Raw genomic sequence first — 26,234 nt, forward strand, 5'->3', positions numbered from 1 at the left:
GTAGTCGACTGGCCCCAATCATGCCGCAACCGCCTCGGGCCGCTCGACGAGCCGACCGCGTTCGAAGCAGGCTCCGGCGCGGACGAGGGCGACGAGGTGAGGCGCATTCACCGCCCGCCACCGCTGCTGGGCGGACTCGACCAGCTTGAAGACCATCGCCAGGGCGGCGGCGCAGGAGCCAGCGCCGTGGGTGACCTTGGTCCGCAGCCGGACCGTGGCGAACGTGGACTCGATCGGATTCGTGGTCCGCAGATGGATCCAGTGCTCGGCCGGGAAGTCGTAAAACGCCAACAGCTCGGCCTGGTCGTCGGTGATCTTCTTGACGGCCTTGGGGAACTTCGCCCCGTAGAGCTGCACGAACGTCTTGATCGCGGCCTCGGCGTTCTGCTTGTCCTCGGCGCTGTAGATGTCCTGGAGGGCCTTCTTCGCTCCCGGCTGCGCGGACTTCGGCAGGGAGTCGAGCACGTTTGCGGTTTTGTGAGCCCAGCACCTCTGCTCGCGGGTTTCGGGGAACACCTCGGCCAGCACCTTCCAAAAGCCCAGGGCACCGTCCCCGACCGCGAGCACCGGAGCGCGCATGCCTCGGCGGGCGTAGTCCCGCATCAGGTCCGCCCACGACTCGGCGGACTCGCGGTAGCCGTCCTTGAGTGCGATCAGCTCCTTGGACCCGTCGGCGCGCACGCCCACCAGCACGAGCACGCAGGCTTTGGCCTCCTCCAGGCGGACGCTGAGGTGGATGCCGTCGGCCCACACGCACACGTAATCGATCTCCGCGAGGTCGCGGTCCATGAAGGCGGCGTGATCGGCCTGCCACTGCTGCGTGAGCCGGGTGACGGTTGCTGGCGAGAGCCCGGCCGAGCTGTCCAGGAACTGCTCCAGCGCAGGCACGAAGTCCCCTGACGACAGTCCGTGCAGGTAGAGCAGCGGCAGCACCTCGCTGATCTTCGGCGACTTCCGGCACCACGGCGGCAGAATTACGGAGGAGAACCGCTTGCGCTCGCCCGTGGCCTCGTCGACGCGCTTGTCGTTCACCCGCGGCGCCCTCACCTCGACCACGCCGGCCGCAGTGGTGACCTTCCTGGGCTGGTGGTAGCCGTTGCGGACCACTAGGCGGCGCCCCTTGTCATCGCGTTCACCAGCCAACTCGGCTATGTAAGCGTTGGCTTCGGCCTCCAGTGCGGCGGCCAGCATCCGCCGCGCGCCTTCCCGGACGATCTCATCCAGCAGCGAACTGCCGCTTGGCGTGGTGCCGTCCTCGTTGACTACCGTAAGCACGGGCATGCCTTCCCGGCCGACGCGGCAACGTCGGCGTTGCTTGCTCGATGACCTATCGATCGATCCCTCGGGAAGGTACGCCTCCTTCCGTCAGGGCTGATCCACAGGTATTGAGCATTGCTCGCCTCGGGGCTGGTCATCACCAGCGCGCCGCCTCGGTGGTGTCCGCGCCCGTCCAGGAGGGCCGCGGCGTCGTCCCTTCCCGTGGATCTGCATGGTGTTACCGGCCGTCGTGTTCGGCCGCTACCAAGCTCTCCGCAGCGCGGCAGATCTGCACAGGCTCTGCATCGTGCCGGGCGTCGCGGTCGCCGCGATCATCTGGTACCGACCGCAGGAGCAGTCCCGGCACGACCGGAATCGACTGCATCGACGTGGGCGGGGCTCTCACATCAGCGGTGTCGGATGCCTTTCACGCCTGCACGTCTTTGCCGTCCAGAGTGTGGATCAGGTCGGTCAGGGCGGTTCTGTTGCGTTCGAAGGAGTCGATGCACCCGGCCAGCCGGTCGCGCTCGCGCACGAGTATCGCCCGCAGCTGTGAGGCTGTCTCGGGGTCCATCTCGTGTGCGTGCTCCAGGCGGTCGAGCATGGGTGCCATCGCTCGCATGGGCATACCCGCGTCGAGAAAACAGCGGATCTTCTCCGCTCTCTCGACGAGCGCCTCGTCGTAGTCGCGGTACCCGTTGTCGCCCCGCAGAGGCGTGATGAGGCCCTGCTCCTCGTAGTACCGCAGCATCCGCGCAGAAATGCCCGTCCTGCGGGCCAGCTCGCCGATCCTCATGGGTGCACCACCAAGTTTCTCACCATGTCAAGGTTAGCGCGTGCGCGAGTCGACCGGCGTCGCAAGCGGATTTGACCTTGACACGGTGTTAACGTTGCACCCTTGGAGGTCGTGCCTGCTGCCCGTCCACACTGAACAACGGACCGCCCGACAGGCACGGCCGTCGACCACGGCATGCGGCCTCATCACGCAGGAGAACCCTGCCCCTGCCGCCGTGCCCGACGGCTGCGCCCCGCCCCGACCACCGGAAGAAGAGTTATCCCGTGACTACCTCGGTCACCCCGTCCGTTTGCATCGTCGGCGCCGGATCCATGGGCGTCGTCACCGGCTACCACCTGGGCCTGGCCGGGGCGTCCGTCACCTTCCTGGTGCGGCCCCACCGCCAGGAGCAGCTGTCGAAGCCGCAGGTGCTCTACTCCTACGACGACCACAGCCTGAAGACCTACACCGGCTACGACATCCTCACCGACCCGTCCGAGCTCGCCGGAACCGCCTTCGACTTCGTCATCATCACCCTCGACGGAGCGGCGCTGCGCGCGGAAGCCGGCCTGAAGCTGGTGGAGGAGATCGGACGCGCCTTCCGGGGCACGTCGACGGCCGTACTCCTCGGCAGCGTCGGGATCGACCTGCGGTCGTGGTTCCTGGAGCGCTCCGGGCTCGCCGAGACCCAGGTGATCTACGGCTATCTCGGCAGCTTCGCTCACGAGGCCGGGCCCGCCCAGATGCCCGTGCACCCCGGCGTGCGCCCGGACCTGCTGTCGAAGGCGGACTATGCCTACCGCCACCCCACTCCGTCCGGTTACGTCGTGGACCTCAGCGCGCCGCAGGTGGCGCACGATTTCGCGGCCCTGTACAACCGCAACGGCGCCTCGCGGTGCGACGTAATTGCCGCGGACGCCTTCAAGGTGCAGGTCGCGGGGTTCGCACCCATGGTGGCGCGGGAGTTGCTCGGTTGGCCGGCGGCCACGGACATCGACCCGACCGACCAGACGTGGCAGCTCGGCATCGAGGCCATGCGGGAGTTCCAGCGCCTGTCGCTCTACGGTCCGGCGGGCCTCGCCGTCAGCGAGCAGACCACCGCCGAAGGGGTCCTGGAATCCTCCCGGCAGATGGAGGAGGCTGCTCTGCCGTTCGACGTGGCCGCCTTCTACGCCTACCACCACGGCAGCAAGGTCACCGGCCAGAACCACGAGATCCTCCGTGAAGCCCTCGCCCGCGGAGAAGCCGAAGGCGCCCAGATGCCCGCCCTCCGCGCGCTGATCGCCCGACTGCCGCGCGCATGACCCCGCATACACAAGCGACCTCGACCCCCGGTGGCCGTCGGTCGAGAAGGTAGAACGCGGTCCGCCTCTGCCAATGAGCCCATGAAACCACCGGCAGACGCCGACCGCGCCCTTACGGGCCTGGCCGCAGACCTCCCGCTGCACGTGAAGCCTCTGGTGGAGACGGTCCTCTTGGTCGAAAACCCATCTATCAGGGGCTTCATCACGCTGCCAGCAAAAATGACAAGCTCACAGGTCAGGTTGGAAAAGGCTCGGTGAGCAATGAGCCTCCGACAGCCTGGACCACGTCCAGGACAGCGACGTCCAAGGTCGGGCTCGCACTGCTGCACGGTCGGAAGATCGCCGGTTGGGCTAGTCGCGAGGGTCGGTGCGCCGAGAGGGCGTACGGAACGCGTCAAGTGATGCGAGGTGTGCCGGGAAGTCTGGTCGGCGAACAGGGGCCGTGTGCCCACGTCCAGCTGATCGCCCCGGTTCTCCCGACACGCCCAATGCTCCGCGCTCCCGCACGACCTTCCTCGGCCTGTTCCCTTTCCCGGAGCGGCAGGCCGTCTCCCGGGCGCTACGCACGGAGACGGTCGGCGGCCTGGTCCTGCTGGCCGCTGCGGTCCTCGCGCTGTGTGGGCGAACAGCCCCCTGTCCGGGGCGTACGAGCAGATACGTGACTTCCACTTCGGGATACCGGCGCTCGGCCTGGACCTGTCGGTCGGCCACTGGACCTCCGACGGGCTGCTGACCGTCTTCTTCCTCGGCGCCGGCATCGAGCTCAAATGCGAACTCGTCGTCAGCGAGTTGCGCACCCCTGCCACGGCCGCGCTGCCGGTCATCGCAGCGGTCTGCGGCATGATCGTCCCTGCCGCTCTCTACGCCGCCACCGTGAGCGTCGGCGGCGGCATGGAGGGGTGAAGCGGTCCCGATGGCCACCGACATCGCCTTCGCCTTCGCCTTCGCCGGCCTCTCCACCCATTTGCCCGCCGTCCTGTGGGCCTTCCTGCTCACCCTCGCGGTCGCCGACGACCTCGGCGCGATCCTCGTCATCGCCGTCTTCTTCACCTCCGGCCTCAACCCCTACGCCCTGGTCGGGGCCGTCGCCGGACTCGTCCTCTTCTACGTCCTGCAGCGGCAGCGCGTGACCGGCTGGTGGTGGTACGTGCCGCTCGGCATCGTCATCTGGGCACTGATGTACAACGGCGGCGTCCACGCCACCGTCGCCGGTGTCGCCATGGGCCTGATCCTGCGGACCCCCCGCGACAAAGATGAGAAAACCTCGCCCGCCGAGCGCACCGGGCACCTGCTGCACCCCTTCTCCGCCGACATCTCCGTCCCGCTGTTCGCCCTCTTCGCCGCCGGCATCGGCATCTCCACCGCCGCGCTGGGACAGGTGTTCACCAGCCCCGAACCCCTCGGTGTGGTGGGACTGGTCGCCGGCAAGACACTCGGGGCCTTCGTGGGCACCTACCTGGCGGCCCGCTTCACCCGTGCCCAGCTCAACCCCCACCTGGCAGGGGCAGACGTCTTCGGCCTGGCCGCCCTGGCCGGCATCGGGTTCACCGTGGCCCTGCTCATCGGCGAACTCGCCTTCCCCAGCAGCGAGCTCGGCGACCACGTCAAGGCCACCGTCCTCATCGCCTCCCTGGCCGCGGCCCTCCTCCTACGCCTGCGCAACCGCGTCTACCGGCGCCTGTACGAGGCCGAGAAACTCGACGAGGACGACGACGGCATCCCCGACATCTACACCCAGCCCACCCCGGCCGCCGTCGGCCCGGCCCGGCGCGACGACAACACGCCGATCTGATGACCGACCTCGGCCTTCTGGCCCCCGCGATCATTGCCGCCGCACTGGTGATCAGGACCGCGATCGGCGAACTCCGCAGCCCCGGCAGCGCCCGCGCCCAGTGGGCCTTCGCCACCGACCGGCGCGCCCTGGCCGCCGGAATCGTGGCCGCTGCGGCAACCCGCCTGCTGGGCCGGCCCCAGATGGGACTACCCGTCGCGGCCTGGGCGCTGCTCATCGGGACACTCACCGCGCACCTGACCCATCACGCCGCCCGCCGCCCCTGATCCTTCAGTGCTATCGGCTCCTCGCGGCAGCACGCCGAGTCGCCGCTCGGGCAGACCAAGCCCGTAGCGCGGAGCGGTGTCGACGTAGCGGATGCCGGTGTTTCAGACGAGCGTGAAGTCAGTTGGAGCCGCTCACGCGCGGGTCGGGGCCAAATTGTGCGGGCAGGCCGAGGTGGTCACGAAGGGTGGTGCCCGAGTAGTCGTTGGCTCGTAGCCCGCGGCGACGCAAGATCGGCACGACGTGGTCGACGAAGTCGTCAAGCCCGTCATGCAGGTCGTCGATCATCAGGGTGAATCCGTCACAAGCCCCGGCACTAGTCCAATCCTGTATCAAGTCCGCCACCTGCTCAGGGGTCCCAACGACACCCGGGGACAGGTCGAGGACGCCGTGGCCAAGGATCTCGAGGGGCGAAAGAGCCTGGTTGGCGAGCTGAACTGCGCGGGCGGCCTGAGGAGCACCAGGGTGCGGCCGTAGGCGGCTGACCTGGTCGGAGGTCAGTGGCTTGTCGGCGTCTGCTGCGTTCAGGCGCAGACCGAGCAGTGCGGACAGATGCGTCAGTCGGCGCTCGAGGCCCGCCGCCTCCTCGAGAACCATGCGCCGTCGCACGGCCTCCTCTTGCGTGGCACCGAGGCCGAAGCAGATGAAGGAAAGGAGCTTCACCTCGTCTGCGTTGCGCCCATTCTCCGCAGTTATCGAGCGAATCATGTCTCGCTGCATCCGACTCTCGTCTTTGGACTGCGGCATGGCAACGATGCCATTGGCGTACATTCCGGCCGCCTGGATGCCGAGACCGCTGGCGAAAGGCATGAAGATGACGGGCTGGCCCTGCTCGGACGGCGGGATCTGGAGCGGTCCGCGCGACGCGACATACCGTCCCTGCAGATTGATCGCTTGGATGTGACGGGGATCGGCGAAGCGGCCTGAGACCGGGTCCGGCTGGCCGGCCTCCGGGCTCCAGCTTCCCCAGAGCGCTTGCGTTATCTGGACGACCTCGTGCAGTCGCTCGTACTTCTCTTCGCGTTGCGGCACAGGTAGCCCGTAGTTGGCGAACGCTTCGGGCTCATAGCTGGGGATTGCATTCCACCCGGCACGCCCGTGGCTCAGGACGTCCAGCGCCCGGAATTGCCGGGCGAGGGTGTACGGCTCATTGAACGAAGTGGAGGACGAGGAGACCAATCCAATTCGCCGAGTGGCGTGAGCGACCGCGGTCAGCATCATCAATGGCTCGACCGGGGCAACGGGTGGCCCCAATTCCAGGTCTCCCCACAGAAACACACGGTCTTGGTAAAAGATGTAGTCGAGTCCTCCCCGTTCGGCCTTCTGCGCCAATCGAACGGGGACTTCAAGACTGGTGTAGGTGTCTGGCGCACTCGTCGGCATGCGCCACGCTCCCGGATGGACACCGAACCCGTCCGACAGCGCCACACCCAGCAGCACCTCAGTTTCGGTCATGGACTGCCTCCTCGTCTCTCTGTCGGGCCAGTTCGGGCGAGCGCCGACCGGGCCAGACTATACGGAGAGACTCTCCGTATTTCGAGCCGGGTCAGCCACTCGCCCTGTGCCATCCCTCACGCACCATGCACCGGAGCCCGTCGAGCTCGGGCCCATCGGGTGCACCAACCTTCGAGGTCACCCAGGCGAGTCCCAGTGCCGCGCGGTAGAACTCGCGCCCGGTGACGAAGTCGTTCACGACCCCCGCCGTCCTCCCTGCCTGCACCAACTCTTCCGTCCAGGCGATGACGAGCTCGCACTTGTCGGCGAGGCCACCGGATCCGTGGCTGAGCGCATCGCGCAAGGGCTCGGGAAGACCGACGTAACTCGTCATCCACCCCCGCAGGGCCGCAGACCAGCGTTCCAGCTTCTCCGCCGCATCCAGATCGGCTTGTCGGAGCGCGACGAACGACCGCTCCAGGTTGTCGAGTTCCGCACTCACCAGCGCGGCAACCAGGGCCTCGCGCCCCGGGAAGTGGCGGTAGAGCGTCCCTGGACCCACCCTTGCTTCCTTCGCGAGAGTGTCGAGTGGCACGTCGACCCCCCGCTCAGCAAAGACCCGTTTCGCGGTGTCAAGGATCTTCTCCCTGTTGCGGGCGGCATCTGCGCGCGCCGGTGTATCGACCACGATCTCTCCCCGGAGGATCTACGTTGACAAAACGGAGAGTCTCTCCATAACCTAAGCGGAGAGACTCTCCACCCCTAGTTTTCCACAGAGAGAACCGACCATGCCAACGCTGCCACGTGATGACCTTCGCGAGACTCTTGCCGCCTGGCCCACGGGGATGGCTCTGATCGCAGCCGAGATGGACGGCAGGGCCGAGGCAATGCTGGTGAACTCCCTGACGAGCGTCTCCCTCAAGCCGGCTCTCGTCTCGATGGCGTTTACCTACCAATCGACCACTTGGCAGCAGCTGCGCCGAGCCGACGAACTGGGCATCAGCATTCTCAGCGACGAGCAAGCCGGCCTGGTACCTCAGCTCCGCCTGCCGAACCCGGCGCGCACCCGGGGAGTCGCGTTCAACCACGCGACGTCCCAAGCCCTCGTACTCTCAGATGCGGCAGCCACCCTGGTAGTCCGGCCACACCGACACGTCCCCGCCGGCGACCACACCCTCGTCCTCTTTCGTGTGGTGGATCACCAGCGAGCCGCCGGGATGAGTTCCCTGGCGTTCTTCGACCACCGTACTGCCACTGTCAACTAGTACTCCAGCAGCGGTTCGCTATCTGGCCTGGTCAGAGGCATCGTCGGGAGTGTAGTTGGCTGCTGGCACGTCAGGGGCTGTCTTGCCGGACCGCCCCTCCAACGAATGACATCGTCGTCGGTAGTGACAGTGCCGGGCCACGGCCTGACGCCTTCGCCGCCATCGCGACCAACTCAGCGCATGGATGCGAAGGGGCGGGCGGGGCCGGTGGGCGGGGTCGGTTGCCAGCAGCCGACGGACTTCTGCCACGGTGAGCGGGACCATGGTGGAACCGTTTCTGCGCCCCCCTTTGCCGCCGCCTGGGCCGCCGTGACCGCGAGAAAGGCGTGCGCGAGCATGGCCAGGGTGATGTGCCTCATCCATCCGACGTAGCGGCGGACTTCGTACTGGTCCAGGCCGCACTCGTTCTTCGCAGCCTGGAAGCATTCCTCGATCGCCCACCGACGTCCGGCAACGCGCACGAGCTGGTCGACACCGGCTCCCACCGGCGCGTATGCGAGGTAGTAGGCGACCTGGTCGGGTCTGCTGATGCTGCGCCGGGCCAGCGCCCAGTGGTGATGGGTGGGCCGCTCGCTGTCGAAGTCCTCGATCACCGGGAGCTGGACGGCTGCCCAGTCATAGACGCGCGGGCCCTTGGCGCCGTCGCCGCACGAACGTTGCTCCCACGCCTCATCCGGTGCCTGGCTGAAGAGATGGTCGATCCGGCCGAAGCGGGGCACCGGCTGGGACTTCGGGACGGCGAGCACATAGCCGACGGCGGTTTCTTCCAGTACCCGCCGAAAGCGCCACTCCTGGCCGTAGGCGGCATCCGCGGTCACCCAGGCGATCGGCAGCGGCGAGGCGAGTGCGCGCAGCACCATGGCCCTGGCCAGTTCTGGTTTGGTGGCGAAGACCCTCTCATCAGGAATCTTGGCGGCGCGGCAGCGTTCGCGGTCGTCCGTCCAGGACCTGGGCAGATACAGTTCGCGGTCCACCAGGGCGCGTCCGTGGGTGGTGGCGTAGGCGGCGAAGACACCGATCTGGCAGTTCTCGGTGCGGCCGGCGGTGCCGGAGTACTGGCGCTGGACACCTGCGGAGGTGGTGCCTTTCTTGACGAAGCCAGTGTCGTCGAGGATGAGGACTCCGTCGGCTTCGCCGAGTCGTTCAGCGACGTATGCCTGCAGGTCGTCGCGGATGTCGTCGGCGTTCCAGGTGGCTCCGTTCAGCAGCCGTTGCAGGCCGTCGGGGGTGCGGTGGCCTGCGTGTTCGGCCAGCTGCCAGCCGTTCTTGCGGCCGACCGGGCCGAGCAGGGCACGGACGTAGTCACGCATACGGCGTCGCAGGTCGGCACGGCCGAAACGGTGGCCGATGCGCAGGAAGAGGTCGTCGAGTTCACGGTCCCAGGTCGCGTCGGCAAGGTCGTCGATCACGCGGGAAGACTGCCCTCGTCACAGCGCGGACAGTTCTCGATGTCATTCGTTGGAGGGGCGGTCCGGCAAGACAGCCCCTGACGTGCCAGCAGCCAACTACACTCCCGACAATGCCTCTGACCAGGCCAGATAGCGAACCGCTGCTGGAGTCTAGTTCACTGCTCCCCGCACCCGCGGGGATGGTCCCGCGAGGGCGTACGAGCGTGGGCTCAGCACGCCCTCCCGGTTGAGGCGGTTGCGGATTCGCTCCAAAGCCGACCACAGCCCTTCTGGTGCATGACCGGCGACTCGAGGGAGCCCAGCGGTGACCTTCCCGTGGGGGACACGGGTCGGGAAGCCGTCCCACGCCGGGGCCTTGCCTTCCGATGACCGCGGCCAGACGCCATCCGGGCCACCGGGCAGGGCCTATGCGGCGTGCGCGGCTACGGCCTGCAGCAGCTCGTTCATGCCGACGACGCGGAAGGAACTGAGTCGGCGGACGAGCTGTGATGCCAAGAACGTGGGGATGTTCGGGTGACCGAAAGGCAGCGGATGGTCAGGACGCACGACGACGCGCACTCTGCCCCACGCGTCAAGACCGTAGACCGTACCGTGTACTCCGTACAGCGGGGCGCTCCGGGCGAGGAAGACCATGGGGTTCCTCTCGAGGTGGGGGCAGAGCGCGGTGGCGGCGCGAGCGTGCTTCATGCATACCGGAGGCTGGTTGGTGAGGATCGTGGACACCATCAGGCCATGATCCTTCGGTCCGGCGAGGAAGACGAAGCCCAAGGGGGTCCGCGCGGGTCCCGCGCACACCTGACAGCGCAGTTTCAGCATTGTCGCCATCTGCCGGTACGGATGCATGAGCTTCCACTGCGGCTCACCCGTCGGCATGCCGCGGCTGTCCACTGAGTTGAACCCGCACCGTGCCCACAGGACGCCTCGCATTGGCCGGTCTCTGGGGTCCTCGTCGGCGTAGTACAGCCGGGGCCCGGAGGAGTGCCGGTGGATGAAGAGGTTGTCCGGCGCGGCGTCCTCTCCCTTCCGCTGCGTGATGAAGGGGACGGGGCCCGGCTCGGGCGGGATACGCACGTTCTTGTCTCCTAACGAACGGGGTGGCGGGGGGAAACGATCACGCCGTCCCCTCAAGCCACTCAATGGCAGCCAGGCGATCGAGCAGTACATCGGCGCACCAGCCCACTCCTCCGTAGGCTGGCGTCAGCGCTCTGATGGTCGTCCGGTGTGCTCTCGGCGCGCAGGTCGCGGGCGCGCCGGGCCAGCCGGCCGGCTTCGGTGTCCTTGCTGTCGGTCGCGGCAGCGACCGCTATGTTCACGAGACGTATTAGATGACCGTGGAGCCGTTGGGCGAGATTCGCGAGGTCGTTCCCGCTCGGAATGACGTCGTCCAGCCTGGTGGCGACCTCGTCGAGCAAGGCGCCGCCGACAAAAGGGGTCCATCGGCGGACCTTCTCCAAGACCTTGGTCAGGGTCTCCACGTTCAGGAACGATGTGCAGCCCACAGCAGTGACGGGAGCAGTCAAGGCACTGCTCCCCTTGGAATGACGAGACTGCACCAGGTTTCGGCCCCGTTGTCGCCGGTGCCCCAGAATCCGCCGCTCTCCTCCACCAGAGCTTGGACGAGCTGCAGGCCGCGTCCGCACTCGTCCTTGTCATCCGGCGTTTTCGGGGTGGCGCTGCCCGGCATGCCGTCACGGACTGCGATGCGGAGGAACCCGTCCTCCACGGTGACGGTCAGGCTGATCTCCGTGGTGCCGCTGTGCAGCAGGGCGTTGGTGAGCAGCTCGGAGACGATCAGCGTCACGTCGCTGTTCATCGTCTCGAGCCCGCAGTACTTGAGCCGTGCGGCGGTGATGCGGCGCATGGCTCCGACCCGGGCCGCGTCCTCGGAGGACGGACGGGCACCGCGAGGGCGGGGGGTGACCGCGAAAGACACGGTCATCACGTCCCCGCGGCGTGGGAGGACCGTGTGAGGTGTTGAGACTGTCGGCGTCATCGCGACCTCTTGGAGGAACGCGGGGCCGACCGGACAGCATCCGGGTCGGGTTGTGAGGGTGGAGACGCGGTGCCGGGGGCGTGTTGGCAGGTGCGCCGCTGGGCGGCGGAATACGTCGTCGTCATGGTCGGCTCCATGTCGAAGTGTTCGGTGACGACATGGTGCTGGCACAACTAGGCCCCAACTATCACAAGTTGATGATAGTTGGGGCCAGGGAGTGACTGTGCGTGTTGCTGTTGCTCAGTGCGACGCGACAGAGCCGAGCCAGGAGCCGTACGACAGGAAGTTCTCCGGGAGCCGACGGTGGGCGGCCTCCAGCCCAGCGTAAGTCTCTCGCACCGTGGGGTGGTATTTGGCCTGCTGCGGGGCCGCCTTCCTGGCCTTGATCAGGCTCTGGAACGACGCCTCGAGCTTTCCCGTCCACATCTGCGCCCGGGCGACTTCGGCGAAGTGGTGGCTGATCCGAGACTTGGGCCAGTCCTGCGGGATTGCCAGTCCGTCCGTCGCCTCGACGGCCTCGCCGTACTGGTCCAACTCTGCCAGGACGGAGACACGGTGCACCTTCACGTTCGTGGGACCGAAGGCGAGCCAGTGCACCTTGACCGACTCGCCCGTCACCGTGGCGATCCGCTCCGCATCGCCCAAGTGCTCGAGCGCCTGGTCCTTATCGTGCGCCCGGCCGGCCATGACTGCCGCGCCTAGGTGCAGCTGTCCCGTGACGACCTTACGTTCCCGGGAGGCGTCGGCCTGCGCGAGCGTTGAGAGTCCCAAGGTGACGAGTCGCTGACCAGTACGGTATTTGCCCTCACGGAGGTACGTGAGGGCCCGCAGGTACTGGCACATGCCGCCGAGGACGGCGTCGGATCCACGCTGCGCGGCCCAGTCCACGCGAGCCAGGGCGAGCTGGGCCAGGTCGGCGAAACCGAGCTTCGTGGTGACGTCGTACGCCGTGCGGTAGAGGGAAGCGAGTGTCAGCCATCCCGCACTCGTCCCGCTCGCGTGGGCCGAGGTCGTCGCCTCCTCGATGAGACCGGCCACCTCGCCGGCGGCCTGCTTGATCTCGCCGGCGCGGACGGCTGCGCACAGGGCTTCCGCCTCGTTCCGCAACTTCTCGGGAGGGCGGGGACGGATATCGGGGTCGGGTCCGAGGTCGTAGACGTCCAGAGCCTCCCGGATGGGCCTTATGAGGACGTCGAGTTCGTCGGCGCGCAACTCACTCGTGTACGGCTGGCCCACGACCGTGGCGACCTCCACGCGCATGGCTCGCGCGCATGCTGCGATGACGTGTGGGGTCGCCGGGAGGACTCCCTGCTCCGTCTTCGTCAGCGTGCTGTAGGGGATCCCCGCGAGGTCCGAAAGGGCTCTTTGAGTGAGGTGCCGTTCCCGGCGCAGGCGCGCGATCCGCACGCCGGTGTGGTCTTCGGGCAGAGCATGCATACGGGCTCCTGTTCTGCTTCGACACCAGAACGGTACCCGTGGCCCGCTCTCCGGGTGCACGAAAAGCCCTACTGCTCACTGGGCGGTGGGGCCTCATCCTCGCTGGACAACGCAGTTTTCCGGACTGGCATTTGGTTGGGTGCTCGTTGGACCGGTCGTGCAATTCACGGACGGAGCCGAGCACCTGCTGTCAGCCGAAGCGCTTGGTGTCCGAGTCGAGCCATTCACTGCATGAACGCTCCCGATGTGGTTGCGGCACAGCCCGGCAGCTTGCCGAAGCTCGCGGCCCTCCGAGCCCGAGCCGTCAGGGAAACCGCAGTGACTGAAGCCGCTCGGCGATGCCGTACGAATCGAGTTCCAGGGCGCGGAGCTTGGTGATCAGCTCGCGTCAGACCTCGAACTTGGTATCCACTCGCTCCCCGTGCATCTCCAGGTACGTGACGGCCAGGCCGTAGCCGAACAGCTCGTTGCGGGCTGGGAGCGGGCGCAGCACCATGCACTCCTCCAGGAAGACGGCCGCGCGCCAGAAGGCGTCGGGCTGGTGCTGGTCGTGACGGGGCGGATCAACCTTGTGACGGGCGGACATGCCGACGAGCACGGAGAAGTCGTTGACGGTCAGGTCTTTTGGCAGGAGCTCTTCCTGTCGCTCCTGGAATCACCGGTAGTCGACGCAGTATTCACCAGGCACAGGTCAGGCCGCCCACGGGGCCTGCCGGACCGGGCTGCCGAACGCGGCAACGGCCGCCGGATCGCCAGTCACAGGGCGAAAAGCCTCGGCGGCGACCGTCAACGCGCTCGCGCTGCTTCTCTTCGGCCACTTGCGCGAGGTCATGTGTGTTGCACGCCGTGACCGCCGTCCAGGGGCGCCAGCCGCCGGCTGAGCTCAAGGACCTTCGCGATGGTCCGGGGTCGTCGGCAGCACGGAAAACGGGGGTCGGGCGGGCCCCGGGCCCGATGAGTACGCCGGTCTGCCCCTCGAGTGAGCCATCGGTGGCCGCGAAGACCGACGGCGAGGCGGCCGCCGACGCGGGGCCGGCGGTGGCGCGTGTGAAGGTCCGGCGCACCAGCGGCCACAGCAGGCGCAGTGGCGGGGAGACGATCTTCGGTGAGGTCATGGTGCCGTCGGTCATGCTGGTGGCGGCGCCGCCGGGGTCGGCCGCGAAGACGGTGACGCCGGTGCCGCGGAGGCGTTCGGCCAGGTGAAGGGTGTAGGCGAGGTTGGCGAGCTTGGCTCGGCCGTACCAGTGGAAGCCGTAGTAGCCGCCCGGCGGTTCCACAGCGTCGAAGGTGCGCCTGGCGGCCTTGACGGCGGCGGAGGTGACGTTGACGATCCGGCTCGGTGCGGCCGCCTGGAGCCGGTCGAGCAGCAGTTCGGTCAGCAGATACGGCGAGAGGTGGTTGACGGCGAAGGACGACTCGATGCCGTCGACGGTCTGGCGGCGTTGGGTGAACATCGCACCGACGTTGTTGACCAGCACCTTCAGCGGACCTTCGGCTGCCAGGTGCGCGGCCAGCGCCCGCACCTGGTCGAGCGATGCGAGGTCGGCGGTCACGAATTGCGGTGCGGCTCCGGTCGCGACTGCCGCGATCTCCTTGATGGCACTCGTGCCGCGCTCGGCGTTGCGGCCGACCACCGTCACGGCGTACCCCTGCCGCGCGAGTCCCTTCGCGGTCTCCAGACCGATGCCTCCGGTCCCCGCCGTCACCACTGCCCGCTCACTCATGACCCCGCCCCTCACTGCCGCACATCAAGTGGATAGTTATCCGTTTCGATAGGCGCACGCTAACACAATCGGATAGCTATCCGGTTGGTGCGGGGAAGACGAACAGCCCGACGGACCGCCGGACCGACACGGGCAGGAGACGAGGTGCGCCGCCGTCAGCGCGGCGGGCGCAGACCCTCCAGCAGAACGTCCAGGTAGAGGTTCCGGCGTGCACCGCCCCCGGAGTGCACCGCATGGTGCACACCGCACAGCAAGCGGCGCACGTCCTCGGCATCGACACCGTCTCGGATCGCGCCACTCAGACGGGCGCGGTCCAACAGTCCGGTGACCGCCTGGTCGAGCTCGGCCCTCATGTCCGAGGTCTGCGCACTGGCGTCGGCAGCAGATTCCAGCACGGCCGCGAAGTCCGGGTCGTCGAGCATGCGGTCCAGCGCGAAGCGCAGCAGACGGTGCAGGCCCGCGCGCGGGTCGCCGGCGGCGACCGCCGCCTGCGCCTCTGCGATCAATTCCCGGAAGCGTTCCGCCGAGAGCGCCTCGACCAGCGCGTGGCGGTTGGGAAAGTGCCGGTAGACCGTCCCGACACCCACCCCGGCAAGCCGGGCGATGGCGTTCAGCTGCAGTGACGTGTCACCAGCGGCCAGTCGCTCACGGGCGATCCGCAGGATCCGGGCGCGATTGCGCACCGCATCCGCCCGCAGCTCCGTCTCCTGCCCCGCCTTCGGTGTCACCGCCCCAGCATAAGCAGCCAGCAGGCCCCGGCCAGAGCCGAGGCCAACCGAAACGCACAACCACTCACGCCAGACACCGGACCACGGCAACGAGCACGCAACTCCTGCCATGCCCGGCGGCTGCATCGCTGTCGCATCTCGTGGTCGGTTCGATTCAACGTACGAAGACTCCTGCCTCCCCAAACCCGTGAACCGGCGCTGCTCATTCTCGGGTTCTGGCTCACTTTCCGTGGAGTGGTTACGGAGAGTCAGATCTTCGGGGCCATGCGATGGCGGTTTGGATGGGCGCGAAGCTGGGGTGAGGTGAGTTCGAGGGCCCGGTTGTCGCGTCCGGCGCTCATGTGGTTGAGCCAGCGTTCGTACCAGTCGAGGAAGTCGGTGGCGGAGGAGACGTTGGGGCCCCAGAACCCGTCGCTGTTGCCGATGAGGACGCGGCCGGTGAGGGGACCGGTCACCGCGATGACGCATACGTCGGTGCAGCCCATTTCGTGAGGCTGCTCCCGAGGAGTGGACACCGGGTTTCATGCGACGAGTGACAGCGTACGTGTGGTGATCAGTTGTTGTTCGAACTCGGCTGGTGTGAGGTAGCCGAGCGCGGAGTGGCGACGGCGCCGGTTGTAGTAGGAAAGCCGGCGGAACAGCTCGAGCCGGGTCTGTGCCTTCGAGGTCCAATGGCGTCCGTGGAGCAATTCGCGTTTGAGGCCCTGGAAGAACGACTCGGCCAGGGCGTTGTCATAGCTCGGGCCGACCCGGCCCATGCTGCGGCGGATGCCGTGCCGGCGGCAGACGTCGGCGAAGGCGGCCGCGCTGTACTGGGCGCCCCTGTCGGTGTGGAAGACGACGCCGTTCACCCGGCTGCCGCGGGTGGCCACGGCCATTTCGATCGCGTCGGTGACCAGGGAGGTGCGCATGTGGTCGGCGATCGACCAGCCCACCACCCTCCTCGAGCAGATGTCGATCACTGTGGCGAGGTAGAGCCAGGTCGTGCCGACGGCTATGTAGGTGATGTCGCCGCACCACCTGGTGTTCAGGGTGTCGGCGGTGAAGTCGCGCATCACCAGGTCCGGCGCGGGCGGCGCGGTCCTGTCCGCGATTGTCGTCCGTTTCTTCTTCCGCAGGTGCCGGCCGACGATGTGGTTGACCCGCATCAGCCGGGTCACGCGTTTGCGGTTGATCCTGTGCCCTCTCGCACGCAGCTCGGCATGGACGCGCGGGGCACCGTAGGCGCCCTGGTGCTCGAGGTGGATGGCGCGGATCTCGGCCACGGTCCGCTTCTCCTCGGTCTGGCGCCCGGCGCGGGCCTGTTCGGTGGCCAGGTGCCGGTAGTAGCCGGCGCGGGATACCCCGAGCACACGGCAGATCCGCTTGACGCCGAATTCGGCGCGGTTGTCGGAGATGAAGTCCCAGCGGCGAGGACTCACTTCACCTCCCGGGCGAAAAACGCGGCTGCCCGGCGCAGGATCTCGCGCTCGAGGCGCCACTCCTTCTCGGCCTTGAGCAGCCGGGCATTCTCCGCCCGCAACCGGGCCAGCTCCTCGGCCGCGCTCACGCTGCCGTCGCGGCCCTCGGGCACGGCCTGGGCCTCGTCCTTGCGCACCCACGTCCGCAGCGACTCGGCGGTGATACCGAGATCCGCGGCCACCGCCGCGTACGTCCGCTTCCCGGCCGCGGCACGGTAGAGCGCGACGGCGTCCTTCCGGAACTCCTCCGGATACGGAGACTTGCGTCCCACCTGGACATCCCTCCCTGGACCGTCAAGATCCACTGTCAGGGTGTCCACTCCAAGGGATCAGCCTCACCGTGACGTACCGGCCGGTGGTGGCGGTGGAGACGCCGAACCCCGCAGCGAACCGGGCCAGGGTCTCGTTCTTGCGCAGGTGCACCAGGGCCAGCAGGGCCTGCCGGAAGCAGCCCATCCTGCGCCGGCGGGAGTTCGGCTCACACCTTCGGGCGTGGATGAGCCGGGAAACGTGCTCAACGACCTCGTGCGGGACATCGAGCGTGGCTCGATACGGGACCAACAGGGCTGCTGTGTGGAGACGTTGGCGAGTGAGATCACCAGCCGCAACGACCGGGGGCCCTGCCGCGTCACGGCCCCCGACCACCGGCCGCCATCACCCGCGAACCACACGATGAGAAGCGTTCAGTGAGAACCGGGCAGGTCGTTTCTTCCATGCGTCCGCCCGCGCGCCGTTCGCCTGCCGGACGGCATCTGGCAAAAAAGCACCCTCGGGCTGCGCATGACCTCGCCCGGGCGCGTCGGCCGGACAGCGCCGGGAAGACACCCGCCCGCGGCTCGCCGGCCCCGGCGGACCCCTCACCATGTCGATTATCAGAGCAGCTCAGGGCCAGTGAATGGTCAGGCGCGACCACTACGGACACCTCTTACACGGCGAGCGATACACGGCAGTATGCGCCCTTCATCCGTTTATTCACTTCAGGAACTCTTCCCGGTAATTGTCGCCTTCCTTAACAGGCATGGCTACCGTCCGAAATCCCTTGTTGACGGAGTGAATTCTCGCGGGCTACCTTGATCCACGTCTTCGGTGAGTGCACATGCGAAGCTTGGAGGGGATTTGACCACCACGGCCCAAGGTGTGACGAACTACCGATTAAGCGAATCCGAGGCGGCCAAGACACGAGAATTATCGGCGCTCGCGGCCCGCCTCTCCGACTCACTCCCCATCGTCATTTCGGGACTTCTGCTCGATCTCCCCGAAGGGATGCGGAAATCCCTGATCGACTTCGGAACGGACAGCGGAGCGAGCGGACATTTCCTGCTCCGTGGTCTCAACGTGGACGATCTTCCGGACACACCCGTGGTCCACGGAATGTCGGCTCTCGACGGCCATTTCACGAACGGCACCCTGATGCTGGTCGCGGATCTTCTCGGTTCCCTCGTCGGATACCACGACGAGAAGTCGGGGGCCCTGTTCCACGACGTGCACCCGGTTCGCGGCGAGGAGCACCGCATCGAGAACAGCGGCTCGGTCGCTTTCGACTTCCACACGGAGAACGTGCACCACCCCCTGCGGCCGGACTTCCTGGGCCTGCTCTGCCTGCGCCAGGACCACGAGGCGATCGCCGCCACCCGGGTGTCGTCCGTGCGTGACGCGCTGCCGCTCCTCGCCGAGGACCAGGTGGCGGAACTGCGGAAACCGCAGTTCCACAGCCTGTACCCGACGTCTTTCACCCGGAACACCGACGGGCCGCGGCCCTCGTCGGGACCGCACCCGGTGGTCTTCGGCCCCCCGGAGCGGCCTTTCATCCGCTTCAACTCGCACAACACACGGGCCTCCGACCCCGCCGGGCAACTCGTGCTGCGCGCCCTGGCCAAGGCGCTGGAGAGCGTCTGCCACGACCTGGTGCTCGCCCCGGGCGACCTCGTCGTCCTGGACAACCACGTGGTGGTGCACGGCCGCAGCGCCTTCCAGCCCCGCTACGACGGAAGCGACCGGTGGCTGCGCCGCTTCTACTCCCTGCGCTCCACCCCGCTGTGGGCCCAGCGCATGATGCGCCACCCGCGCGTCCTGCCCGCGATGGCGGACATCCGCGGAGTCGTCTGACCCAGGGCGGGTGGTCCGGCCCCGGGAAGGCGGGCGCGGGCCGTCACATGAACGAATGAGGAAAAGTGGATCTGTACGAGGTGCTCGGACTGCTGCTCGCCGCGACGGCGGCCGGGTGGGTGGACGCCGTCGTGGGCGGGGGCGGGGTGCTGCTGATCCCCGTACTGCTGCTGACCTTCCCGCAGTACCCGCCCGCGACGGCGCTGGGCACGAACAAGATCGCCGCCGTGATGGGCACCGCGACCGCCGCGTACATGTACCAGCGGCGCACCCGGCTGGACCGCTCGGTCCTCCTGCCGGCCGCGGCGCTCGCGGTCCCCTTCGGCGCGCTGGGCGCGCTCTCCGCGGCCAGCGTGCCCACCGGGTACTTCCGGCCCGTCATCATGGCCCTGCTCGTCGCGGTGGCCCTCTTCGTCGCCTTCAAACCGTCATTCGGCGTGCAGCAGCTGGAGACGGTCGTGACCCGGCGCCGCCGCGTCACGGCCATCCTCCTGGCGGGTGTCGGAATCGGATTCTACGACGGAGTTTTCGGCCCCGGCGTCGGCACCTTCCTCATCATTTCCTTCACCACACTCCTGGCCACCCAGTTCCTGGAGAGCGCGGCCATGGCGAAGGTCATCAACGCCTCGTCCAACCTGGGCGCCCTCGCCGTTTTCGCCTGGCAGGGAAACGTTCTGTGGGCCATCGGGCTCGGTATGGCGGTGGGCAATATCACCGGCGCCATGATCGGCTCGCGCACGGCCATGAAAAAGGGCTCTGGATTCGTACGGATCGTATTGGTTCTCGTGGTCACCGGAATGGTGATCAAGATGGGATTCGATCAGTTCGCGTAAGTGAACTCCCTGTGTCGCCCGGGAAAAGCATCGACGAACGGCGACCGGCGAGATCGTAGACAGGAATCAGGAGATCGTATGGCAAGGGAACTCTCCGCTCTGCTGACCCTGCCCGACTTCGAGCGGGCGGCCGACTCCGTGCTCGACGCCGCTTCCTGGGCGTACGTCGCGGGCGGCGCCGACACACAACTCACGGTGCGCGCCAACACCGAGGCCTTCGACCAGGTGTGGCTGCGGCCCAAGGCCCTCGGCGGCGTGAGCGACAAGCCGGACACCTCGGTGACCGTCTTCGGGCAGCGGCTCGACCTGCCCGTCCTGCTCGCCCCGACCAGCCCGCAGCGGCTCCTGCACGACGACGCGGAGATCGCCACCGCCCGCGCGGCCGAGGCCTCGGGCTCGCTCTCCATCGTCAGCACCGACAGCCACCACGCCTTCCCCGAGGTGGCCGGGTCCATCGAGGGCGGCTGCTGGTTCCAGCTGTACGCCTACCGGTCCCGCGAGGACGTCGCCGCGACGATCGCCCTGGCGGAGGACGCCGGCGCGACCGCTCTCGTGGTCACCGTCGACGCCAGCCACGCGGCCCGCCGCATCACCACCCGCCGGGCGGGCTTCCGCACCCCCGCCCACGTCGACTTCGGCAACCTGCGCTCGCTCGGCATCCTCAGCGGCGCGATTCCGGACGGCGCGCGCATCGACCGCCTCCCCCTGACCTGGGAGGACCTCGAATGGATCCGGAGCCGGACCAGGATGCGCGTGGTGGTGAAGGGCATCCTGCGTGCCGAGGACGCCCAGCGGTGCCTCGATCTCGGGGCGGACGGCGTCATCGTCTCCAACCACGGCGGCCGCCAGCTCGACGGCGCGGTACCCAGCCTGGTCGCGCTCGAACAGGTCGCGGAGGCGGTCGACGGCCGCGGTCTGGTCCTGATGGACGGCGGCATCCGGTCCGGGGTCCACGTCGTCAAGGCGCTCGCGCTCGGCGCGGACGCCGTGTGCATCGGACGGCCCTACCTGTGGGGCCTCGGTCTTGCCGGACAGGAGGGCGTCGAGGCGGTCCTCGACCTCCTCAAGGAGGAGATCGAGGACACCCTCCGCCAGCTCGGTGTGGACTCGGTCGCCGACATCGGCCCCGACTTCGCGACCCGGGGCTGACCGCCCGTGGGCCCTGTCGACCCCGCGCCCGCCGCAGGCGCCGCACCGTCCGCACTCGCTCTAGGAGACGACCTGTGACCGTCCGGACCGTCCACTTCTCTCGCGGTATACCCCCGCTCGAAGCGATCCCCTCCGCGGCCATCGCCGAGCACACCTCCGCGATCCTCGCCGCGGAGCCCGACCGGGTCTTCCAGTACGCGCCCATCGGTCACCACACCGGTGACCAGGAACTGCGCGAGCAGCTCGGCAAGTTCCACTCCGTCGACCCCGAGCGGGTGTTCGTCACCAACGGCTCCCTGCAGGCCCTCGACCTGCTCGCGGCCCACCTGCTGCGCGACGCCGTCCGGCCGCGGGTCCTGGTCGAGGCACCGACGTACGACCGCGCCGTGCAGATCTTCGAACGGCACGGGGCCCAGGTGTCGGGCGTGCCGCTGCGGCACGACGGCATCGACGTGGACGCCCTCAGGGAGCGGCTGCGCGCGGAGGTGCCCGCCTTCGTCTACGTCATCCCGGACTTCCAGAACCCCAGCGGCGTGACCACGAGCGAGGACAAGCGCCGGGAGCTGGTGCGGCTCTGCGCCGAGTACGGCTTCACGATCCTGGAGGACATCCCGTACCGGGAGCTCCGCTTCGGCGGCACCGCGCCCACGTCGCTCGGTGAGCTGGCCGAATCGGTCGACGGGGCCCGGGTGCTGACCATCGGCTCGCTGAGCAAGGTGCTGAGCCCCGGTCTGCGCGTCGGCTACGTCATCGGGCCGGCCGACACGCCCCGCGCCCTCGCGGCGCTGGCCGAGGGCACGTATCTGTCGCCGGCCCCGCTGCTCCAGGCGATCGCCGCGCGGACGCTCGCGAACGGTCTCGTACGGGAGAACGTAGACCGGGTACGGGAGTTGCTGCGGCCCCGGCACGACGCGGCGGTCGAGGCGGTGCGGCAGACGCTGGGCGAGGTACAGCTGTGCGTGCCCGAGGGCGGCTACTACATCAGCGTGCACCTTCCCGTCCGCACCGACGAGGCGTCCTTCCTCGCGGCGGCCCGGGACGACGGGCTCGCCCTGACGCGCGGTTCGGCCTTCTACCCGGCCGACTCCGCGCCTCCCACCGGCACCGTTTTCCTCCGCCTGCCGTTCCAGGCACTCGACCCCGAGGAATTCGCGGAGGGCGTCCAGCGTCTGGCGGCCGCCGCCGAGTGAACGGCGTGAGAGCCGGCCGCAGCTGAGGCAACGGCACAGGGTCAGGCCCGGCAGGGCACCGCTCGCTCAGCGACGTCAAGAACAGCCGACCGCTGAGCGAGCGGCACGAGAGAGCAGGAGAAGGATCGCAAGGTGGACGCCACGGGGGCGGGAACCGACAGCCGGACGAGTGACGGCAGCAGGGCCGGGGCCGGCGGGCGAGCCGGGGCCGGCGGCCCGAGCGGCACACCCGGAGCCGACCGCCAGCCCGGTGGCGGCAACGGCGCCGAGGCCGACGACCGGCGCGGTGACGGCGGCAGCCCGAGCGGCGGACTCCCGGCCCGCCGCCGGACGACCGGCGCCGGCGAGGCCGGAGCCGACGACCGGGCCGGGTGCGGCGGCCCGAGCGGCGGGCCCGAAGCCGACACCGAGGCCGACGGGTGGGCCGGGGACGGCAGTCCGAGTGGTGGTGGCCGTGGCCGGCGTGGCCGGATGGGGCGCAGGCCGGGCGGTGGTGGGGCGGAGCGGCGTCGGGTGGGGCGGGACGCTTCCGTTTCCGCTGTGGTCGCTGGGCTCGTCGCGGTCGTGGTGTCCTGTTCCGGTCCGCTGGTGATCGTGCTCGCCGCGGCGGAGGCCGGGCGGCTCAGCGGTGAGCAGACCGCGTCCTGGGTGTGGGCCGCATGTGTCGGTAGCGGTGTGACGTGCGCGGCGCTGAGCTGGTGGACCCGTATGCCGGTGATCACCGCCTTCTCGACGCCCGGCGCGGCGGTCCTGGTCGGCAGCCTCGGCCAGTACTCGTATCCCGAGGCGATCGGCGCGTTCCTGGTCACCGGCCTGGCCATGGCCCTGATCGGGGTGACGGGCGTCTTCGGGTGGGCGATGCGGCGCGTGCCGCCCGGCGTGGTGGCGGGCATGCTCGCGGGCGTGCTGTTCTCGTTCGGGGCCGGGGTGTTCTCCGCGCTGGACAGCATCCCCGTACCGGTACTCGCCTCCCTCGTCACGTACTTCGTGGTCAAGCGACGCTCACCGCGCTACGCGGTGGCCCTCGCCCTTCTCGCCGCCGTGCTCGCGGCGGCCGCGGGACCGGGTGTCCACGCACCGGCGGGTGCCGTCGCCCCGGCCGTCCCGGTGTTCACCTCCCCCGACTTCTCGCTCCAGGCGATGGTGGGCATCGCGGTCCCGCTGACCGTGGTCACCATGGCGTCACAGAACGCCCCCGGCCTCGCTGTGCTCTCCGCCTTCGGCTACCGTCCGGACGACCGCGTGCTGATCGGTGTCACCGGGCTCACCACGACGGCACTCGCGCCGTTCGGCGGACACGGGATCAACCTGGCGGCCATCACCGCCGCGATCTGCACCGGCGAGGAGGCCCACCCCGATTCCCGGCGCCGCTATGTCGCGGGCATGGCCTGCGGCTTCTTCTACCTCCTCACCGGGATCTGCGGAGCCACTCTCGTGGGGCTGTTCACCGCGCTGCCGGCCGACCTGGTCGCCGTCATCGCCGGGGTGGCACTCTTCGGCACGTTCTCCACGAGCCTCGCCCAGGCCGTCGCCGACGAGCCGGGCCGGGACGCGGCCGTGGTGACCTTCCTGACGACGGCGTCGGGCGTCACCCTCGGTGGCATCGGCTCGTCCTGCTGGGGCCTGGTCCTGGGCCTGGCGACCCACGCGACGCTCACCCTGCGGGGACGATCCCGCCGCCCCGGCCCCGAACGCGTTTCTCCCTGAGATGTCTTTGAGGGCCCGGACGTGCGAGCCGTCCACGGCGCAGTCGTCCAGGTCCAGCACGTCGGCGCGGCACAGCTCGCCCTGAACCGCTCCGGGTTCGGTGGGGATGGGCTTCCCCGGGTCCGATGGAGCCGCCCATCGCCGCAGCCGCCGCAACACCCCGGACCGGGTACGCCCTCGCGGTCAACGAGCGGGAGACGGCTGAACCGATCGGGTTCGGTCGTCCGGCCATCGACCCCCACCAGCGACGCGGAGCCACGACGGGCTTCGCGCTGCGCCCCGCTTCCCGGGGTGCGGGATACGGCCTGGAGACGGTGAAGCCGCTGCTCGGTGTCGCGTTCGGCGGCTTGGGCCTCCGCCGTGTCCGGGGCGCGCGGTCACCCCTCAACATGAGGTTGATCCCCGGGGGTGGACACCGGGTTTCACGCGACGAGTGACAGCGTACGTGACGTGATCAGTTGCTGTTCATAATCGGCTGGCGCGAGGTAGCCGAGGGCAAAGTGGCGGCGGCGCCGGTTGTAGTACGACAGCCACCTGAACAGCTCCAGCCGTGTCTGCGCCTTTGAGGTCCAGCGCCTTCCGCTGCCACTCCTTCTCCGCCTTCAGCAGCCGGGCGTTCCCCGCCCGCGACCGGGCCAGTTCCTCAGCCGGACTCCCGTCGGTCTCGCGGCGCTCGGGCACTGCCTGGGACTCGTTTTCCTTGCGGACCCACGTTCGCAGCGACTCGGCGGTGATGCCGAGGTCCGCCGCCACCGCCGCGTACGTCCGCTTGCCGCCCCCGGCACGGTAGAGCGCAACCGCGTCCTTCCTGAACTCCTCCGGATACGGGGACTTGCGTCCCCCTGGACATCCCTCCCTGGACCATCAAGATCCATTGTCAGGGTGTCCACTCCAAAGGATCAGCCTCAGTGATGCGGTCGGCCGCCGACTTGGACACCCCAAACAAATGAAAGGCTGTCCGCCGTAAAGCCGGAGGCGGGCGGTCAGGGCGATGCGGGTCATGAACCGCGCCCAGCTTCGCAGGGTTCCTGGCCCATGATCCGCGGCCTTCGGCCCGGGTGCGCTCCACGGACGCATGCCGGAGTGCACTGTCGTGCCAGTACGCGTGCGCGCACGAGTAAGTGGTCCAGTGCGAGTTGACTACTGTCACACGGGAAGCACCAACGCGAAGAGGCTACCCGGGGAGGCGGCCGTGCCCGGCTCACAGACGCAGACGTCTGCACCGCAGCCACTCACGCAAAGCCCTGCGTGTCTTGCCTTCGTTCTGACTCGGAGCCGACGAACGGCCCGAAAGAATACCTGTGGAATGGAGAGGATTCATTGTGGTGTCAACTCGTCCAGAATTAGCCCGCGGTTGGCGCGCGGCCATCACCGCGCTCGTGGGAAGTCTCCTGCTGCTGGTCGGAATACCGGGGCCCGCGCAGGCCGCCGAGACGGACTGGATCAATTTCGGCGGTGATGCCAGGACTTACTCCGCCGTCTACTCGGTGAGGATCGGCGGAGCGACCTACGATGTCGGCCGGGGCGTCGACAACAACGTCTGGTTCCGCTACAACGGCGGAAGCTGGCGGCCGCTCGGCGGGGACAACTCGACCCGGACCACGTCTCCGCCACGCATCGTCGAATGGCCGCCCGGGCGCGCGACGGTCTTCGTCAGGGGCCTGGACGGCGAGATCTGGTACAGCCAGGTGAACAGCGGGTCCGCCAATTTCTGGGAACCGTGGACCCGGCTTCCGGTCGGCGCCAGGGCGATCGGCAGCCCTCTGGTCTCCTCGACGGTCTCAGGAACGGGCGGTCTCTTCATTCAAGTGCCCAACGAGTACCGAGTCATCAGTTACGCCTTCATGTATTACCGCAATGGGGTCGTGGAGCCGCCCCGCGGCTGGACTGTGGACAACCATGCGATCCTCTCTTCGGACCACCCGGACATCGAAGGGAACAGCCAGATTGCCGTCTACGGGACGGAGCGCTACGAAAGGGTGTACCGCAGCTTCGTCACCGGGACAGACAATCACGTCTGGCGAGTGACGACGACCACGGGTGGCGCGGTCAGCAGCGTGACACAGGTGAACGGCGGAGCTGTCTGCGAGAGCGGCGTGGCAGCGGCACGTCTGGGCAACCAGACCGACGTGGTCGGTCCCGGACAGTCGGGGTACGCCGATCAGCAACGTGTGCTGATCGCTTGTGTCGGGACCGATGGTTACGTCTGGGAGAGCACGTCCTCCGATGGCGGTCTCACCTTTGACGGATGGCGACGCCCCGCGGGTACTCCCGCGCCGTCCCACACCACGCCGGCGGTCAATGCCACGGCTACCTCATGGACTCTCACTCTCAACTGGAATGCCGCTCTGAGCTCGGCGTTCCCTGACAACTCGGTCATCGCGAAGCGAATCAACTAAGGGCTGTC

The 26,234-nt window shown here is 68.4% G+C and carries 23 protein-coding genes and 5 pseudogenes; 11 read left to right on the forward strand and 17 right to left on the reverse strand.

The window, feature by feature from the left end:
• Positions 1-18: 18 nt before the first annotated feature.
• Both ACFY3N_RS31430 and ACFY3N_RS31435 read right to left on the reverse strand, forming a co-directional pair.
• Positions 19-1,275 (reverse strand): IS256 family transposase, encoded by a 1,257-nt coding sequence (locus ACFY3N_RS31430; RefSeq protein WP_390820185.1) that lies wholly within the window; start codon positions 1,273-1,275, stop codon positions 19-21.
• 409 nt (positions 1,276-1,684) lie between these two features.
• Entirely contained in the window at positions 1,685-2,053 is a 369-nt protein-coding gene (locus tag ACFY3N_RS31435; protein ID WP_390820186.1) for a MerR family transcriptional regulator, read from the reverse strand.
• Between the two features lie 263 nt (positions 2,054-2,316).
• On the opposite strand from ACFY3N_RS31435, the gene ACFY3N_RS31440 reads away from it, so the two are divergent.
• The 3 genes and pseudogenes from ACFY3N_RS31440 to ACFY3N_RS31450 all read left to right on the forward strand — a co-directional run bounded on the left by ACFY3N_RS31440 (position 2,317) and on the right by ACFY3N_RS31450 (position 5,394).
• On the forward strand, positions 2,317-3,336 hold the full coding sequence (locus ACFY3N_RS31440) for a 2-dehydropantoate 2-reductase N-terminal domain-containing protein (RefSeq protein ID WP_390820187.1): 1,020 nt from the start codon (positions 2,317-2,319) through the stop codon (positions 3,334-3,336).
• A 442-nt stretch (positions 3,337-3,778) separates the two neighbouring features.
• A pseudogene (nhaA, locus tag ACFY3N_RS31445) lies at positions 3,779-5,128 on the forward strand (Na+/H+ antiporter NhaA).
• A complete protein-coding gene (locus ACFY3N_RS31450; RefSeq protein ID WP_390820188.1) occupies positions 5,128-5,394 on the forward strand; it encodes a hypothetical protein in 267 nt (88 codons plus the stop codon). Before nhaA ends, ACFY3N_RS31450 begins: the two are co-directional and overlap by 1 nt.
• Positions 5,395-5,512: 118 nt before the next feature.
• Here ACFY3N_RS31450 and ACFY3N_RS31455 read toward each other — a convergent pair whose 3' ends face one another.
• Positions 5,513-6,847 carry an NtaA/DmoA family FMN-dependent monooxygenase gene (locus tag ACFY3N_RS31455; RefSeq protein WP_390820189.1) on the reverse strand — a complete coding sequence of 445 codons (1,335 nt, stop codon included), beginning with the start codon at positions 6,845-6,847 and terminating at the stop codon, positions 5,513-5,515.
• 91 nt (positions 6,848-6,938) lie between these two features.
• A complete protein-coding gene (locus ACFY3N_RS31460; RefSeq protein ID WP_390820190.1) occupies positions 6,939-7,514 on the reverse strand; it encodes a TetR/AcrR family transcriptional regulator in 576 nt (191 codons plus the stop codon).
• A 157-nt stretch (positions 7,515-7,671) separates the two neighbouring features.
• On the opposite strand from ACFY3N_RS31460, the gene ACFY3N_RS31465 reads away from it, so the two are divergent.
• Positions 7,672-8,091, forward strand: a complete 420-nt coding sequence (locus ACFY3N_RS31465; RefSeq protein ID WP_390820191.1) for a flavin reductase family protein — start codon at positions 7,672-7,674, stop codon at positions 8,089-8,091.
• Between the two features lie 173 nt (positions 8,092-8,264).
• Here ACFY3N_RS31465 and ACFY3N_RS31470 read toward each other — a convergent pair whose 3' ends face one another.
• From ACFY3N_RS31470 to ACFY3N_RS31520, 11 genes and pseudogenes are all read right to left on the reverse strand, one after another.
• A complete protein-coding gene (locus ACFY3N_RS31470; RefSeq protein WP_390820192.1) occupies positions 8,265-9,500 on the reverse strand; it encodes an IS701 family transposase in 1,236 nt (411 codons plus the stop codon).
• A gap of 405 nt (positions 9,501-9,905) precedes the next feature.
• Positions 9,906-10,373, reverse strand: a complete 468-nt coding sequence (locus tag ACFY3N_RS31475; protein ID WP_390820193.1) for a hypothetical protein — start codon at positions 10,371-10,373, stop codon at positions 9,906-9,908.
• 260 nt (positions 10,374-10,633) lie between these two features.
• Positions 10,634-10,975 (reverse strand): DUF6415 family natural product biosynthesis protein, encoded by a 342-nt coding sequence (locus ACFY3N_RS31480; protein ID WP_390820194.1) that lies wholly within the window; start codon positions 10,973-10,975, stop codon positions 10,634-10,636.
• A 41-nt stretch (positions 10,976-11,016) separates the two neighbouring features.
• Entirely contained in the window at positions 11,017-11,493 is a 477-nt protein-coding gene (locus ACFY3N_RS31485) for an ATP-binding protein (protein ID WP_390820195.1), read from the reverse strand.
• A 240-nt stretch (positions 11,494-11,733) separates the two neighbouring features.
• Complete coding sequence (locus ACFY3N_RS31490; protein WP_390820196.1) at positions 11,734-12,930, reverse strand: helix-turn-helix domain-containing protein; 1,197 nt, start codon at positions 12,928-12,930, stop codon at positions 11,734-11,736.
• A 388-nt stretch (positions 12,931-13,318) separates the two neighbouring features.
• Positions 13,319-13,516, reverse strand: coding sequence for a hypothetical protein (locus ACFY3N_RS31495; RefSeq protein ID WP_390820197.1), 198 nt, complete (start codon positions 13,514-13,516; stop codon positions 13,319-13,321).
• 242 nt (positions 13,517-13,758) lie between these two features.
• Positions 13,759-14,654, reverse strand: a pseudogene (locus tag ACFY3N_RS31500) (SDR family NAD(P)-dependent oxidoreductase).
• Positions 14,655-14,809: 155 nt separating this feature from the next.
• Positions 14,810-15,382, reverse strand: coding sequence for a TetR/AcrR family transcriptional regulator (locus tag ACFY3N_RS31505; RefSeq protein WP_390820198.1), 573 nt, complete (start codon positions 15,380-15,382; stop codon positions 14,810-14,812).
• 248 nt (positions 15,383-15,630) lie between these two features.
• Positions 15,631-15,870, reverse strand: a pseudogene (locus ACFY3N_RS31510) (SMI1/KNR4 family protein); the annotation flags it as partial.
• 33 nt (positions 15,871-15,903) lie between these two features.
• Positions 15,904-17,114 (reverse strand): IS3 family transposase gene (locus tag ACFY3N_RS31515; RefSeq protein WP_390820199.1). Its coding sequence is split into 2 segments (ribosomal slippage): positions 15,904-16,868 and positions 16,868-17,114, totalling 1,212 coding nucleotides; the frame shifts between segments, so codons are not numbered across the junction.
• A 70-nt stretch (positions 17,115-17,184) separates the two neighbouring features.
• A pseudogene (locus ACFY3N_RS31520) lies at positions 17,185-17,406 on the reverse strand (transposase family protein); the annotation flags it as partial.
• A 552-nt stretch (positions 17,407-17,958) separates the two neighbouring features.
• Between ACFY3N_RS31520 and ACFY3N_RS31525 the strand changes: the two are divergent.
• From ACFY3N_RS31525 to ACFY3N_RS31550, 6 genes are all read left to right on the forward strand, one after another.
• Complete coding sequence (locus ACFY3N_RS31525; RefSeq protein WP_390820200.1) at positions 17,959-18,948, forward strand: TauD/TfdA family dioxygenase; 990 nt, start codon at positions 17,959-17,961, stop codon at positions 18,946-18,948.
• 65 nt (positions 18,949-19,013) lie between these two features.
• Positions 19,014-19,781 (forward strand): sulfite exporter TauE/SafE family protein, encoded by a 768-nt coding sequence (locus ACFY3N_RS31530; protein ID WP_390820201.1) that lies wholly within the window; start codon positions 19,014-19,016, stop codon positions 19,779-19,781.
• Positions 19,782-19,859: 78 nt separating this feature from the next.
• Positions 19,860-20,930: an alpha-hydroxy acid oxidase gene (locus ACFY3N_RS31535; protein ID WP_390820202.1), complete on the forward strand. Its 1,071-nt coding sequence runs from the start codon at positions 19,860-19,862 to the stop codon at positions 20,928-20,930.
• A gap of 74 nt (positions 20,931-21,004) precedes the next feature.
• Positions 21,005-22,120, forward strand: a complete 1,116-nt coding sequence (locus ACFY3N_RS31540) for a PLP-dependent aminotransferase family protein (RefSeq protein WP_390820203.1) — start codon at positions 21,005-21,007, stop codon at positions 22,118-22,120.
• Positions 22,121-22,591: 471 nt separating this feature from the next.
• Positions 22,592-23,827: a benzoate/H(+) symporter BenE family transporter gene (locus ACFY3N_RS31545; RefSeq protein WP_390820266.1), complete on the forward strand. Its 1,236-nt coding sequence runs from the start codon at positions 22,592-22,594 to the stop codon at positions 23,825-23,827.
• Between the two features lie 125 nt (positions 23,828-23,952).
• Positions 23,953-24,264, forward strand: coding sequence for a GNAT family N-acetyltransferase (locus tag ACFY3N_RS31550; protein ID WP_390820204.1), 312 nt, complete (start codon positions 23,953-23,955; stop codon positions 24,262-24,264).
• On the opposite strand, the gene ACFY3N_RS31555 is transcribed toward ACFY3N_RS31550, so the two are convergent.
• Positions 24,250-24,375, reverse strand: a complete 126-nt coding sequence (locus ACFY3N_RS31555; RefSeq protein ID WP_390820267.1) for an IS3 family transposase — start codon at positions 24,373-24,375, stop codon at positions 24,250-24,252. The two genes, ACFY3N_RS31550 and ACFY3N_RS31555, sit on opposite strands and share 15 nt — an antisense overlap.
• A gap of 19 nt (positions 24,376-24,394) precedes the next feature.
• Positions 24,395-24,667 (reverse strand): annotated as a pseudogene (locus ACFY3N_RS31560) (transposase); the annotation flags it as partial.
• Positions 24,668-25,206: 539 nt separating this feature from the next.
• Between ACFY3N_RS31560 and ACFY3N_RS31565 the strand changes: the two are divergent.
• The gene (locus ACFY3N_RS31565; protein WP_390820205.1) at positions 25,207-26,226 is read left to right on the forward strand and encodes a hypothetical protein; all 1,020 of its coding nucleotides are present in this window, start codon (positions 25,207-25,209) and stop codon (positions 26,224-26,226) included.
• Positions 26,227-26,234: the final 8 nt, after the last annotated feature.

The sequence above is a fragment of the Streptomyces sp. NPDC000348 genome, assembly GCF_042898795.1.
Lineage (GTDB): Bacteria > Actinomycetota > Actinomycetes > Streptomycetales > Streptomycetaceae > Streptomyces.

Excerpts from the sequence above, each read along its gene's own strand:
- ACFY3N_RS31435 (WP_390820186.1), bottom strand. The coding sequence starts at position 2,053 with ATGAGGATCGGCGAGCTGGCCCGCAGGACGGGCATTTCTGCGCGGATG.
- ACFY3N_RS31450 (WP_390820188.1), top strand. The coding sequence starts at position 5,128 with ATGACCGACCTCGGCCTTCTGGCCCCCGCGATCATTGCCGCCGCACTG.
- ACFY3N_RS31455 (WP_390820189.1), bottom strand. The coding sequence starts at position 6,847 with ATGACCGAAACTGAGGTGCTGCTGGGTGTGGCGCTGTCGGACGGGTTC.
- ACFY3N_RS31465 (WP_390820191.1), top strand. The coding sequence starts at position 7,672 with ATGGCTCTGATCGCAGCCGAGATGGACGGCAGGGCCGAGGCAATGCTG.
- ACFY3N_RS31475 (WP_390820193.1), bottom strand. The coding sequence starts at position 10,373 with ATGCCGACGGGTGAGCCGCAGTGGAAGCTCATGCATCCGTACCGGCAG.
- ACFY3N_RS31485 (WP_390820195.1), bottom strand. The coding sequence starts at position 11,493 with ATGACGCCGACAGTCTCAACACCTCACACGGTCCTCCCACGCCGCGGG.
- ACFY3N_RS31490 (WP_390820196.1), bottom strand. The coding sequence starts at position 12,930 with ATGCATGCTCTGCCCGAAGACCACACCGGCGTGCGGATCGCGCGCCTG.
- ACFY3N_RS31495 (WP_390820197.1), bottom strand. The coding sequence starts at position 13,516 with ATGTCCGCCCGTCACAAGGTTGATCCGCCCCGTCACGACCAGCACCAG.
- ACFY3N_RS31535 (WP_390820202.1), top strand. The coding sequence starts at position 19,860 with ATGGCAAGGGAACTCTCCGCTCTGCTGACCCTGCCCGACTTCGAGCGG.
- ACFY3N_RS31545 (WP_390820266.1), top strand. The coding sequence starts at position 22,592 with ATGGGGCGCAGGCCGGGCGGTGGTGGGGCGGAGCGGCGTCGGGTGGGG.
- ACFY3N_RS31550 (WP_390820204.1), top strand. The coding sequence starts at position 23,953 with ATGGAGCCGCCCATCGCCGCAGCCGCCGCAACACCCCGGACCGGGTAC.